Annotated in this window: 13 protein-coding genes; 8 read left to right on the forward strand and 5 right to left on the reverse strand. The window is 65.4% G+C overall.

Features of this window, described 5'->3' with window-relative positions:
* Positions 1 to 71: 71 nt before the first annotated feature.
* The 6 genes from OHB12_RS24615 to OHB12_RS24640 all read left to right on the forward strand — a co-directional run bounded on the left by OHB12_RS24615 (position 72) and on the right by OHB12_RS24640 (position 8349).
* A complete protein-coding gene (locus tag OHB12_RS24615; RefSeq protein WP_327111057.1) occupies positions 72 to 2027 on the forward strand; it encodes an acyl-CoA dehydrogenase family protein in 1956 nt (651 codons plus the stop codon).
* A 494-nt stretch (positions 2028 to 2521) separates the two neighbouring features.
* Positions 2522 to 3484: an alpha/beta fold hydrolase gene (locus OHB12_RS24620; RefSeq protein WP_327111059.1), complete on the forward strand. Its 963-nt coding sequence runs from the start codon at positions 2522 to 2524 to the stop codon at positions 3482 to 3484.
* A 196-nt stretch (positions 3485 to 3680) separates the two neighbouring features.
* The gene (locus OHB12_RS24625; RefSeq protein WP_327111061.1) at positions 3681 to 3968 is read left to right on the forward strand and encodes a hypothetical protein; all 288 of its coding nucleotides are present in this window, start codon (positions 3681 to 3683) and stop codon (positions 3966 to 3968) included.
* Positions 3969 to 4767: 799 nt separating this feature from the next.
* Positions 4768 to 5634, forward strand: coding sequence for a hypothetical protein (locus OHB12_RS24630; protein WP_327111063.1), 867 nt, complete (start codon positions 4768 to 4770; stop codon positions 5632 to 5634).
* A 25-nt stretch (positions 5635 to 5659) separates the two neighbouring features.
* Positions 5660 to 7600, forward strand: a complete 1941-nt coding sequence (locus OHB12_RS24635) for a fumarate reductase/succinate dehydrogenase flavoprotein subunit (protein ID WP_327111065.1) — start codon at positions 5660 to 5662, stop codon at positions 7598 to 7600.
* A gap of 2 nt (positions 7601 to 7602) precedes the next feature.
* Positions 7603 to 8349, forward strand: a complete 747-nt coding sequence (locus tag OHB12_RS24640) for a succinate dehydrogenase/fumarate reductase iron-sulfur subunit (RefSeq protein ID WP_327111067.1) — start codon at positions 7603 to 7605, stop codon at positions 8347 to 8349.
* Between the two features lie 49 nt (positions 8350 to 8398).
* On the opposite strand, the gene OHB12_RS24645 is transcribed toward OHB12_RS24640, so the two are convergent.
* The 4 genes from OHB12_RS24645 to OHB12_RS24660 all read right to left on the reverse strand — a co-directional run bounded on the left by OHB12_RS24645 (position 8399) and on the right by OHB12_RS24660 (position 10181).
* Positions 8399 to 8596 carry a hypothetical protein gene (locus tag OHB12_RS24645; protein WP_327111069.1) on the reverse strand — a complete coding sequence of 66 codons (198 nt, stop codon included), beginning with the start codon at positions 8594 to 8596 and terminating at the stop codon, positions 8399 to 8401.
* A gap of 175 nt (positions 8597 to 8771) precedes the next feature.
* Positions 8772 to 8993 carry a DUF397 domain-containing protein gene (locus tag OHB12_RS24650; protein WP_327111071.1) on the reverse strand — a complete coding sequence of 74 codons (222 nt, stop codon included), beginning with the start codon at positions 8991 to 8993 and terminating at the stop codon, positions 8772 to 8774.
* Between the two features lie 31 nt (positions 8994 to 9024).
* Positions 9025 to 9231, reverse strand: coding sequence for a DUF397 domain-containing protein (locus OHB12_RS24655; protein ID WP_327111073.1), 207 nt, complete (start codon positions 9229 to 9231; stop codon positions 9025 to 9027).
* Positions 9228 to 10181 (reverse strand): helix-turn-helix domain-containing protein, encoded by a 954-nt coding sequence (locus OHB12_RS24660; protein ID WP_327111075.1) that lies wholly within the window; start codon positions 10179 to 10181, stop codon positions 9228 to 9230. The genes OHB12_RS24655 and OHB12_RS24660 overlap by 4 nt, the downstream gene beginning before the upstream one ends.
* A 200-nt stretch (positions 10182 to 10381) precedes the next feature.
* Here OHB12_RS24660 and OHB12_RS24665 point away from each other — a divergent pair, with 200 nt between their 5' ends.
* Positions 10382 to 10765, forward strand: a complete 384-nt coding sequence (locus OHB12_RS24665) for a hypothetical protein (RefSeq protein ID WP_327111077.1) — start codon at positions 10382 to 10384, stop codon at positions 10763 to 10765.
* A complete protein-coding gene (locus OHB12_RS24670) occupies positions 10765 to 10971 on the forward strand; it encodes a hypothetical protein (protein WP_327111079.1) in 207 nt (68 codons plus the stop codon). Before OHB12_RS24665 ends, OHB12_RS24670 begins: the two co-directional genes overlap by 1 nt.
* A gap of 49 nt (positions 10972 to 11020) precedes the next feature.
* On the opposite strand, the gene OHB12_RS24675 is transcribed toward OHB12_RS24670, so the two are convergent.
* Entirely contained in the window at positions 11021 to 11956 is a 936-nt protein-coding gene (locus OHB12_RS24675; RefSeq protein ID WP_327121398.1) for a DNA-3-methyladenine glycosylase family protein, read from the reverse strand.
* Positions 11957 to 12296 lie beyond the last annotated feature (340 nt).

Genomic DNA, 12296 nt, shown 5'->3' on the forward strand with positions numbered 1-12296 from the left:
GAAGACCTACCAGCGAGTAACAATCCCTCCTACACTTGTATGTGATCCCGATCACGTCCTAGGAGGGCATCATGGCGACAGCCGCGAAAGTCGACGCGACCGAAGAACAGGCTCGCGCACTAGTCGAGGAGTCCCGCGAAACCAGCTGGGCCAAGCCATCGTTCGCCAAGGAGATGTTTCTGGGACGATTCCGGCTCGATCTGATCCACCCCTATCCACAGCCCGGCCCCGAGGACGCCGCGCGCACCGAGGCGTACCTGGCCCGACTGCGGCAGTACTGCGAGACCATCGACGGATCGGTGATCGAATCCGAAGGCCGAATCCCGGACGACTACGTGAAAGGTCTTGCCGAACTCGGCTGCTTCGGCCTGAAGATCCCGGAATCCTATGGCGGCCAGGGCCTTTCCCAGTTCGGATACAACAGGGCGCTGATGCTGATCGGTTCCGCACACCCGAGCCTGGGTGTGCTGCTCTCGGCGCACCAGTCCATCGGGGTACCGGAACCGCTGAAGCTGGCCGGCACCCCCGAGCAGAAATCCGAGTTCCTGCCCCGCTGCGCGGCGGGCGCGGTGAGCGCGTTCCTGCTCACCGAGCCCGACGTGGGCTCCGACCCGGCCCGCATGGCCAGCACCGCGACGCCGATCGAAGACGGCGAGTTCTACGAGCTCAACGGCGTCAAGCTGTGGACGACGAACGGCGTAGTCGCCGAACTGCTGGTCGTGATGGCGCGCGTGCCCAAGAGCGAGGGACATCGCGGCGGCATCTCGGCGTTCGTGGTCGAAGCCGATTCGCCGGGCGTCACGGTGGAGCGGCGCAACGCGTTCATGGGCCTGCGCGGCATCGAGAACGGCCTCACCCGGATGCACAACGTCCGGGTGCCAAGGCGCAATCTGATCGGCCGCGAGGGCGACGGCCTCAAGATCGCACTCACCACCCTGAACGCGGGCAGACTCGCCATTCCCGCCCTGTGTACCGGGGCAGCGAAGTGGTCGCTGAAGATCGCACGGGAGTGGAGCACGCAGCGGGTGCAGTGGGGCAGGCCGGTCGGCGAGCACGCCGCTGTCGGCGCGAAGATCTCGTTCATCGCGGCCACCACCTTCGCGCTGGAGGCGACGCTCGATTTGTCGGCGGCCATGTGCGACGAGGCGCGCAACGACATCCGGATCGAGGCGGCGCTGGCCAAGCTGTGGGCCAGCGAGATGAGCTGCCGGATCGCCGACGAACTCGTGCAGATCCGCGGCGGTCGCGGATACGAGACGGCGGCCTCACTCGCCGCGCGTGGCGAGCGCGCCGTCGGCGCCGAGCAGCTGGTGCGCGACCTGCGGATCAACCGCATCTTCGAAGGTTCCAGCGAAATCATGCGGCTGCTGATCGCCAGGGAGATGGCCGACGCGCACATGGCGGCCGCAGGCGCGCTGGTCGACCGCAAGGCCGAGTTGAAGGACAAGGCGAAGGCGGCGGTCGGCGCGACCGGGTTCTACGCCAAGTGGTTCCCGCAGCTGGCCGTCGGGGCGGGCACGGTGCCGGCGGCATATCCCGAATTCGGCCCGCTGGCACGTCATTTGCGGTTCGTCGAGCGTAGTTCGCGCAAGCAGGCCAGATCGCTGATGTACGCGATGGGCCGCTGGCAGGCGGGCCTCGAGTACCGGCAGAACTTCCTCGGCCGGATCGTCGACATCGGCGCCGAGTTGTTCGCGATGTCGGCAGTCTGCGTGCGTGCGCAGTCGCTGCGCGGCGCGGGGGCGCCGGAAGGCAAGTCCGCCGAGGAGTTGGCGGATGTCTTCTGCAAGCAGTCGCGGGTGCGCGTGCGCAAGCTGTTCGATGCGCTGTGGGACAACACCGACGACGACGATGGCACCCTCACCCGCGGCGTGCTCGACAGTCGCTACCAGTGGCTGGAGGAGGGCGTGCTGGATCCGAGCGAGGGGACCGGGCCGTGGATCGCCGAATGGCAGGTCGGTCCGTCAACCGAGGCGAACCTGCTGCGCCCGTTCCTGCCCTCGACCCGTAGCCACGCAGGCACCTAGGAGTCGCTCGGCCCGCAGCCCGCGGCCGCCCTTGGCCTTCGCTCGGCCGCCCGCGGGCTGCGGCGGACTTCGTCCGGCTGCGCACAATAGGCGAGGACGTTTGTCACGTTCGGGGCGCGGCACCCGGACGTGCCGCCGCCGGGTTCGACGCTCGCACGCTATTCGGCCATATCGGGATATTTGTAGAGAGGCGCAGACTTCCCGACCACTGGCTACGGCCCATCGGATAACAAAATCTAGCGGACTCTAGGAAAATCACTCGACTGGGCGATAAAGAGGCGAGCGACGGATTCCCGGACTACGCACAGGATGTCGGCATCCGGCCCACATTCTCGGATCCCTCGGCTAGCACGGCGGCGGGTCGCCGTGTCGTTCACCGTCTCCCGTTGGACAACGGGCGCATAACAGCGGGCATGCGTCGTTAACGGCACCGAAATCCGGATCGACAAGCAGGCAAGAAGCTCCGATCAGGTGCTCGCCCTCAGGAGGGTGTCATGTCCACGACGATCGCTCGCCGCGCCGCCGATTACGACGGCCACCGTGTCACGGTGTCGGCCGATGACGGTGTCCCTCTCGCGGTCCGCGTCTTCGGCGCCGAGAACGCTCCCGCGACTGTCGTCTTCGTGCATGGTCACTGCCTGCGCATCGAATCCTGGTCCTTTCTGCGTGATCAGCTGCTCCGGCAGTGGGGCAGCGACACCAGGATGGTGTTCTACGACCACCGGGGCCACGGCGAGTCGGGAATGGCGGATCCGTCGACCTACACGATCGACCAGCTCGGACACGACTTGGACGCGGTGCTGCGGACGGTCGCTCCGACCGGTCCGGTGATCCTGGTCGGGCACTCGATGGGCGCGATGGTGGCGCTCGCCTACGCTCGGCTGTTCCCGGAGGCCATCGGCACACGTGTCGTTGGCGTCGGACTGCTCGCGGGAGCAGCCAACGGCGTCACCGAGGTCGGGCTCGGCCGCTTCCTGAGCCGCCGCGCGGTGACTTCACTGCAAGCCGCCGTCACCCACGCGCCCCGCGCGACACGGGCGTCCAAGCGACTGTCGCGGCGGTTGTTCGCGCCGATCATCCGCGAGGCCAACTTCGGTACCAGGAAGGTGAATCCGCGCATCGTCGCGCTCGCCACCGCGATGCTCAACGACACGTCACTGCTGACGATGTCCAGCTTCCTGCACTCGTTGATCACCTTCGACGAGACAGCGACGCTGCACCGCCTCGGCACCATCCCCGCGCTGGTCCTCGCGGGCTCCGCTGACATCGTCATTCCGTTCGCGCACTCCGTGGTGCTGGCCTCCCAGCTGGCGAGTTCGGAGCTGGTGCGCCTGGAAGGGGCAGGACACAGCGTGATGCTGGAGAGGGCCGAAGAGGTCGCGCTGTCCATCGTCGGACTCGCCGAGCGAGCCTTCGGCGCGGTGCGCGAGGGATCCGGATACGCGGCCGCGGGCTGATCGGAGACACCAGGAAAACCCGGCACAAGCGGCGGAATCGACATCCAGCGAGCCAGAATCGAAATCATTCGGTACTGTGTTATAGATCACGTTGTGTGGTGGGTCACACAACTCGGTGGAGCACGGTTCGAGACAGGCAGAAACCACGCACTACCCGCCGAGTTCGACTGTCCGCCAAGGAACAGAGGAGGCATCAATGACACGCAGCGAATTTGCGGAACTCCGCTACGCGGTCGGCCAGCTCCGGCAATCCATCGGCGCACTGCGCACCCACTATGGCGACGCCAATACGGTGCGCCGACTGGAGAACGATCTCGAACGGCTCGTCATCGACGCCGACGAACTCGAGCAGTCGCCACCCCCGGAAGTGCCGCACCGACCGCAGGACACGATCTACGTTCCGGACAGCAAGTCCGACGAGGCCGCATGGATGGGCGCACAGGACGAGGGGCTCGGCTTCCACTCCCGCCCTCGGACCAAGTAGCCCCGTAACGCAAGTACTTCGCGGGCCTGCCCATCACCGACCAGGCCCGTGCTGCGGTGCGCGGGGCAGAACAACAAACGCCCCGCGCCGAGCCCGCCGCCGACTCGAACAGGGCCGTGTTGCCGCGATCGTGACCAAATGCGATCGCTTCCAGCTCATGCGCCCCCGAGCCCCTCTGCAGGTGATCGGTATGAGCCCGGCACCGCGAACGGCAGACCCGCCCTACGCGGCAAGCCCGCTCAGTTCCCGAGCGGTTGCCGGCCCCCGTTGACGGGGAGACCACGGCGCGTCGTTGATGCGCACCGGATCGTTCCAGACCGCTCGATCACCACTGACCGGACAGTGGTGGCGAGCGATCCCGGGCTACCAGACGGCGCGTCTCCTACCACGCTGATCGGGGTGCGGATCGGCTCGACTGCCGAGGCTCGTCGCATACGTGACGCCGTTCTCGTCACTCGGTGCCCCCTTCCCGGCCGAGCCAGGTCAACGCCGAATCAGCGCACGTCAGCGGGTACATCTCCGGGAAAGACAGCGACACTTTCGTTGCCCCGCGTATCGCGTGCCGACATGATATTTCGGCCTCGAGTTTCCTTGGCGCGTTCGCACGCCGGACACGTTCCATTCGGTCGAGTTCCAAGTGTTTGCGGTCTGTTCACCGACCTCGGCGACTCGGTGACGCGACGTCGAATGTGGCGCAAATCACGGACATACGGCCGGGTGGGTATTGCCGGGACCCCGCTCGCTCGATAGCACGTGTGTCGTATGGTGCTCAGCATCACATTCGATTGCGGAGGTAACGATGACCACCCGCACAGCAGATCAGCGAGGCATCCAAGTGAGTGCCGCACCGACCGCCGCCCCGGAGACGGGCACCGGCGTCTTCAGCAGAACAAGGGCCCGAATCTCCGAACGCAGTTTGCGCACTGACCGATGGTGGGTCCCCCCACTTGTCACGGTGCTCGGGCTAGCCGCGTTCCTTCTCTACGCGACGATCAGATCGTATGTGCGCACGGCATATTGGGTTTCGGAATACCACTATCTGACACCGTTCTACTCGCCGTGCCTGAGCACCTCTTGTGTCGAGGGTTCGAGCCACTTCGGCACACCGTTCGGCGAGCTGCCCGTGGTCTTGCCGCTCGGCTTCGTGGTGCTGCCTTTCCTGCTCGGCTTCCGGCTGACCTGCTACTACTACCGTAAGGCCTACTACCGTGCGGTGTGGTTCTCCCCGCCCGCCTGCGCCGTAGCCGAGCCGCACGCCACCTACACCGGCGAGACAAGGCTGCCGCTGATCATCCAGAACGTGCACCGCTACTTCTTCTATGTGGCCGTGGTGGTTTCGGTGATCAATACCTACGACGCGATCGTCGCGTTCCACGGCAAAACCGGCGGTTTCGGTTTCGGCCTCGGCAATATCGTGCTGCTGGTCAACGTGATCCTGCTGTGGGCCTACACGCTGTCGTGCCATTCCTGCAGGCATATCGCGGGCGGACGGCTCAAGCACTTCTCCGCGCATCCGGTGCGCTACTGGTTCTGGACCCAGATCTCCAAGCTCAACACGCGGCACATGGCGCTGGCCTGGACCACCCTCGGCACGCTCGTACTGACCGACTTCTACGTCATGTTGGTTGCCAGCAAGACGATTTCGGACCTGCGGTTCATCAACTGACCGCCTCACTGAGGAGTTTCTCTGCATGGCAGAAGTGGAACGGCACAACTACGACGTCGTCGTGATCGGAGCGGGTGGCGCCGGATTGCGGGCGGTGATCGAGGCAAGGGAACACGGTCTGTCCGTCGCGGTGGTGTGCAAGTCGCTGTTCGGCAAGGCACACACCGTGATGGCCGAGGGCGGCTGCGCCGCGTCCATGGGCAACGCCAATGAAAAGGACAGCTGGCAAACCCATTTCAGGGACACGATGCGCGGTGGCAAGTTCCTGAACAACTGGCGCATGGCCGAATTGCATGCCCAGGAGGCGCCCGATCGGGTGTGGGAACTGGAAACCTATGGGGCGCTGTTCGATCGGACCCCGGACGGCCGCATCAGCCAGCGCAACTTCGGCGGCCACACCTATCCGCGGCTCGCCCACGTCGGTGACCGGACCGGCCTGGAGATCATCCGCACCATGCAGCAGAAGATCGTCTCGCTGCAGCAGGAGGATTTCGCGGAGACCGGTGACTACGAGTCGCGGATCAAGGTGTTCGCCGAATGTACGATCACTGAACTACTCAAGGACGGCGAGCGGATTTCCGGCGCGTTCGGGTATTGGCGCGAGTCAGGCCGATTCATCCTGTTCGAGACGCCGGCGGTGGTATTGGCGACCGGCGGCATCGGCAAGTCGTACAAGGTGACCTCGAACTCCTGGGAGTACACCGGCGACGGGCATGCGCTCGCACTGCGGGCGGGCGCGACGCTGATCAACATGGAGTTTTTGCAGTTTCACCCGACCGGCATGGTCTGGCCACCCAGTGTGAAGGGCATCTTGGTCACCGAGGGCGTGCGCGGCGACGGTGGGGTGCTGAAGAATACCGAGGGCAAGCGGTTCATGTTCGACTACATTCCGCCGGTCTTCAAGGGACAGTATGCCGAGACCGAGGAGGAGGCCGATCAGTGGTTGCGCGACAACGATTCCGCACGCCGCACCCCGGACCTGCTGCCGCGTGACGAAGTCGCGCGGGCGATCAACGAGGAGGTCAAGGCGGGCCGCGGCACCGAGCACGGCGGCGTCTACCTCGACATCGCGTCCCGGATGCCCGCCGAGGAGATCATGCGACGGCTGCCTTCGATGCATCATCAGTTCAAAGAGCTCGCGGACGTGGACATCACGAAGGAGCCAATGGAGGTCGGCCCGACCTGCCACTACGTGATGGGAGGTGTCGAGGTCGATCCGGATACCGGCGCGGCCACCGTGCCCGGTCTGTTCGCCGCGGGCGAGTGTTCCGGCGGAATGCACGGGTCGAATCGGCTCGGCGGGAACTCGCTGTCGGACCTGCTGGTGTTCGGCCGCCGGGCCGGACTCGGCGCTGCCGCCTATGTCGAGTACCTCGGCGAGCGCCCGTCGATCTCCGAGGACGACATCGCGAAGGCCGCGAAAGTCGCACTGGCCCCATTTGATCCGCCTACCGAGGACAGCAGCGAGAACCCCTATACCCTGCACACCGATCTGCAGCAGTCGATGAACGACCTGGTCGGCATCATCCGCAAGGAACACGAGGTGCGCGAGGCGATCAGCAAGCTGGCCGCGCTGCGCGCCCGGTTCCAGCAGGTCACCGTGGAGGGACACCGCCAGTTCAACCCCGGCTGGCATCTCGCGCTCGACCTGCAGAACATGCTGCTGGTCAGCGAGTGCGTCGCGCAGGCCGCGCTGCTGCGCACCGAAAGTCGCGGGGGGCACACCCGCGACGACCACCCGTCGATGGATCCCGACTGGCGCAACAGGCTTCTGGTCTGCGCGGTGGACCCGAAAACGGCCGACGACCCGATCCCCGCCGTCACGGTGACGCCCAAGGATCAGGAGCCGATGCGGCCCGAGCTGCTCGCTCTTTTCGATCTCGGCGAGCTCGAAAAGTACTACACCCCGGCCGAACTCGCCGGGCACCCGGCGGCGGCCGGGAATTCCACGGAGCGAGAGGCGTAGCGATGGGTTACGACGCCAAATTCCGCGTGTGGCGCGGCGACCTCGAGGGCGGTGCACTGCACGACTTCACCGTGCTGGTGAACGAGGGCGAGGTGGTGCTCGACATCATTCACCGGCTGCAAGCCACGCAGGCGCCCGACCTGGCCGTCCGCTGGAACTGCAAGGCGGGCAAGTGCGGTTCCTGTTCGGCCGAGGTGAACGGGCGTCCGCGTCTGCTGTGTATGACGCGCATGTCCACCTTCACCGAGGGCGAGGTGATCACGGTGACACCGATGCGCACCTTTCCGGTGATCAAGGACCTGGTGACCGATGTGTCCTTCAACTACGAGAAGGCGAGGGAGATTCCGTCGTTCACGCCGCCTGTCGATCTGAAGCCGGGCAACTACCGGATGCAGCAGGTCGACGTGCAGCGTTCGCAGGAGTTCCGCAAGTGCATCGAGTGCTTCCTGTGTCAGGACACCTGCCACGTGGTACGTGACCACGAGGAGAACAAGACGTCGTTCGCGGGGCCGCGGTACCTGATGCGGATCGCCGAGCTGGAGATGCATCCGCTGGATGTGGCCGACCGCAGGGAACTGGCACAGGAGGAGCAGGGACTCGGCCTCTGCAATATCACCAAGTGCTGCACCGAGGTCTGCCCGGAACACATCAAGATCACCGACAACGCGTTGATTCCGCTCAAGGAGCGGGTGGCGGACCGGAAATACGATCCGCTTGTTTGGCTGGGCAACAAGCTTTTCCGCCGCTGAACACGCTGTGGCCACCGGCCGGGAGCAGACCCGGCCGGTGGGCGCACCTTTACAGCATCGCCACCACACCGATGGCGACGATCCACACCAGCAGGCCGACGAACAATGCCGACAGCACCGAGCTGGTGAGGATGAAGACACCGATTGCCGACACCGCGAACAACAGCGCGACGATCAGCCATTCGACCCAATCCTCCGGACGCAGCTTCTTGTACCGGGGATGGGAACTCTTGAGCCCACGGTCCACAACAAGTGTCTACCCGTAGGCGGCCGTGGCAAACATGAATTCGTTGTCGAATCTGTGCCATTTCGTGATCTGAAAGTGCAGATTCGGTCACATCGTGCGCGTCTACCTGGGATAATGCGTCGGCCGCCCGACTTCGGCCCGGCAGCTCGTCACCCGCCGCCGGGCCGCGCCATCACTATTCCGGCCGGTCGAACTCGCCGTCGTGGACGCCCGCGGTGAAGGCGGCCCATTCCCCCGGGGTGAAGACCAGGACAGGTCCGTCGGGATCCTTGCCGTTGCGTAGGCCTACGTGCCCGTCGGCGAGCAGCGCTACCTCCACGCTATTGCTCGCGCCTTCACCCGCCTTACGCCAGGTGGCGCCGGCCAGATCGACGTTCGTGTTGCCTTGGATGCTCACGACATGGACTCCTTTGCTCTCTTTGCCGCCCTTATGAGCGGACGAACTCTCCACCGGTCACACCCGCGGTGAACGCATCCCATTCCACTGGTGTGAAGACGAGGGCTGGTCCGCCGGGGTTCTTGCTGTCACGGACGCCGACGTGGCTACCGTCGAGGAAGGCCACCTCCACACAGTCCTTGCCCGCTCCGCTGCGGGTGCTCTTGAACCACTGCGCTCCAACCAAATCGAAACTCATGCCACATACTCCTTCGCTACCTGCCGAAGCAGGTGCCTACTCGACTGAATATCCAGCGCACAGCGCTGGAGGCACTCGTGGGCCCGATCGTACCGCCGCACATCGGCACGTCTTTCCAGGTAAAGATCCCCGGTGAAACCTTCCGTGTACACCACTGACGGTTCGACCGGCTGCCCTTTGCTATCGGTTCCGAACTCGAGAACCGTGAACGGACCGGTGGATACTCCGAGCGGGACACCAGCCGCGAACGGCAGGATACGCAGCGAGATATTGTCTCGAGTACCGAAATCGGCAAGATGTCTTAGCTGCGCCGCCATCACTTTCACGCCACCAACCACTCTGCGCAACACGGACTCGTGCAACACCACGTCGACAGTGGCGGGCGAGGCCTTCCTCGTGATCAGTGCCTGCCGCTGTAAGCGCAGCTGGACCCGCCGATGGAGTTCCGCCTCCGAATCCTCCGGATAGCCCAGACGATTCAGCGCCATGGCGTAGTCGGCGGTCTGCAACAACCCCAGGACGAGTTCGGACTGGTAGGAGGTGAGATGGCGGGCCGATGCCTCCAGACCGACGTAGACGTCGAAGTTTTCGGGAATCAGATCGCCGTAGGCGTGCCACCAACTCTTCACCGCCGCCTGCTGGGCCAGGCCCTTGAGACCGTCGGCCAGGTCGTCCGGAATGCCGTATATGCGGCAAAGTTCCTGGATGTCGATGGTGCGGATGCGATCGGCCTGCCCCTTCTCCAGGCGCTGCAAAGTGCTTGCGCCCCATTCCATGAGCTTCGACGCCTCGGCGATGGTGAGCCCCGCCTGAGTGCGCCAATCCCGGAGGTATCTGCCGAGTTGCCGGCGGGGTAGGGTTGAGGAGGGATTCTCGGAGCCGCTTGGTTTGTCGGACCCGCAGGACGGTTCCTGGAAATTCGCTGACGCTCTTGCCGAACTCTCTGACACAGCACGCTCCGTTCTGTGTTCCGATTGCCGCCCGAGGGCGATCGGGGTCGACCCACAAGCTCGGCTCCCCGGCACTTCGCTTGGGCAGAGGGCTCTTTCGTCCACTATGGAGAATCCTCTCTCGCGAGCTGGATTTCGTGCTGGGAATTCGCGGGAAAATTTTGGATATCCACGATGATCGTTGTCCCACAGTCGAGGCGATGGTGTGCTGGAAGTATGCCCGGAAGGTCTCCGGCCCGTACGTCGCCCACCACGAAACCCTCGGGCACGCATGGAGTCGCACGCAGAAGCGAGGAGTCATGGCAGCAGGCGTCATAGCGTCGTCGTTGATGACCGGCGATCTCACTCCGCATCAGGCACGTGGAGTCGGACAGGAGAGCTGGGTGGTGCCCTCTCTGACCCTGGCCTGCGCGCAGGCGGTCGCCGCCCTACGTGTTGCCGAAGTCGTGCCCACCCCACCTGGTTCGGGCGGCGATCCGGCCGACGAGGTCGGACCGACGGCGCGCCGGTCGGGCGGGGGGCCCGGCGCCGCCCCGACCAGGCATCGCGGGATAGTCGGCCCCCGCGAAAAGGGAGTCGCCTGATGCCGCTGACCGAGCTGAACCTACAGGTCGTCGGGCTGCTCGCCTGCAGAGCCGATCCCGGTGCGATGAGCATCGAGCAAGCCCACGCCGCAATGCAATTACACATCGACTGCACCGTGGACCGGTGCCAGGTGCGCCGCCGCGCGCGCACGACGCTGGTCGAGGCGGGCAAGTGTGTGCTCGACGAGCGCGCGCTGCCCAGCTGAGTTGACGTCGGTCTCCTCGGCCGATCACGCCCTGGCACTTCCGGGTAGCTCAGTGCCAGGTGTGGTCCGTGAGCGGCGTGCGCGGGCCGAACTTCGGTTTGTGGAAATGCCCGCTGATCTCCAGCAATCGGATCGCCCGATACCGGTGCGGGCGTAGCGGTTCCAGGTAGTCGACCAATGCCTCATCGTCGAGTGGGTGACCGAGCAGGGTCCAGCCGACCGTCGCGGCGAGGTGGTAGTCGCCGACCGACAACGCATCCGCGTCACCGAACGCCCGCTGCGCGATCTCGGCGGCGGTCCACACTCCGATGCCGGGGATGGTCCGCAGCATGCGCGCGGCCTCGGCCGGATCGACCTGCGCCGCCCGCTCCAGCGAGCTCGCCACCCGGGCAGCGCGCACGATGGTCTGGGCGCGCTGCGGGCCGACGTTGGCGCGATGATAGGTCCAGGACGGAATCCGCCGCCAGGTGTCGGCGTCCGGCGGCAGTCGCATTTCCTCCGCTGCGGGCCCGGGCGCTGGCTCGCCGAACCGCCGCACCAGTGTTCGCCAAGAGGCGCGAGCGGAGACGGTGTGCACTTTTTGTTCCAGCACGGCAGGTACCAGCGCCTCGAAGACCAGGCCGGTGCGCAGCATGCGCAGACCTGGATAACGCCGGTGGGCGTCGACGAGCTTCGGGTGATCGGGGGCGAACGCCGAGAGGTCCTCGTCCAGGCACAGCATGTGCTCGAGGCCGTCGAGGAATTCGGCCGCACCGGGGCCCCAGGCACGGGCCTCGACGGCGCACTGCCCGGACTGGGCCAACCGGTAGGTGACCGGGCCGGTGTGGAGGCGGGAAGCGTGCCAGTGCGCGCCGTCACTGGAGACCCGGTGGCAGGGGTCGCCGTTGCCACGGCCGAGCGGGGCGAGGGTGCACGCGAGATCGATCGGCCGATCCGCTGTCAGGGTCCTGGACGAACCGGTCCGGCCCGCTCCCGGCTCGACCATCGCGTTGCGCACCCGGATCATTCTGCCCGGTGTCGGCTCGGGGACGTCCCCCCGTCGCAATCGGCCGAGGATTGCCGCACACGCAACGCGATACCACACCATTCGATAGCAATTCTGCATAATACGTGAAGGTGGTTATTTTGTAACGCGAAGAAATAGCCTGCCGATACTGGTTTCGATCGGCAAACAGCTGGCAGTCGCCATTACGGAGGTTTCTGATGATCACCAATGCGCTCAACTGGTTGCTCGACGCCTTGGGCGGCGTTTTCGCGGGCAGCTCGGGTTACCAGATTCCGCCCGGCACCATGCCCTTCGGCAGCTGAGCGATGTGGCGCACTCG

Origin of the sequence: Nocardia sp. NBC_01730 (assembly GCF_035920445.1) — a bacterium.
Taxonomy (GTDB): Bacteria; Actinomycetota; Actinomycetes; order Mycobacteriales; family Mycobacteriaceae; genus Nocardia.

Bases quoted from the DNA above. Each gene is read 5' to 3' on its own strand.
- OHB12_RS24615 (WP_327111057.1), top strand. From the start codon at position 72: ATGGCGACAGCCGCGAAAGTCGACGCGACCGAAGAACAGGCTCGCGCA.
- OHB12_RS24620 (WP_327111059.1), top strand. From the start codon at position 2,522: ATGTCCACGACGATCGCTCGCCGCGCCGCCGATTACGACGGCCACCGT.
- OHB12_RS24625 (WP_327111061.1), top strand. From the start codon at position 3,681: ATGACACGCAGCGAATTTGCGGAACTCCGCTACGCGGTCGGCCAGCTC.
- OHB12_RS24630 (WP_327111063.1), top strand. From the start codon at position 4,768: ATGACCACCCGCACAGCAGATCAGCGAGGCATCCAAGTGAGTGCCGCA.
- OHB12_RS24635 (WP_327111065.1), top strand. From the start codon at position 5,660: ATGGCAGAAGTGGAACGGCACAACTACGACGTCGTCGTGATCGGAGCG.
- OHB12_RS24640 (WP_327111067.1), top strand. From the start codon at position 7,603: ATGGGTTACGACGCCAAATTCCGCGTGTGGCGCGGCGACCTCGAGGGC.
- OHB12_RS24655 (WP_327111073.1), bottom strand. From the start codon at position 9,231: ATGAGTTTCGATTTGGTTGGAGCGCAGTGGTTCAAGAGCACCCGCAGC.
- OHB12_RS24665 (WP_327111077.1), top strand. From the start codon at position 10,382: ATGGTGTGCTGGAAGTATGCCCGGAAGGTCTCCGGCCCGTACGTCGCC.
- OHB12_RS24670 (WP_327111079.1), top strand. From the start codon at position 10,765: ATGCCGCTGACCGAGCTGAACCTACAGGTCGTCGGGCTGCTCGCCTGC.
- OHB12_RS24675 (WP_327121398.1), bottom strand. From the start codon at position 11,956: ATGGTCGAGCCGGGAGCGGGCCGGACCGGTTCGTCCAGGACCCTGACA.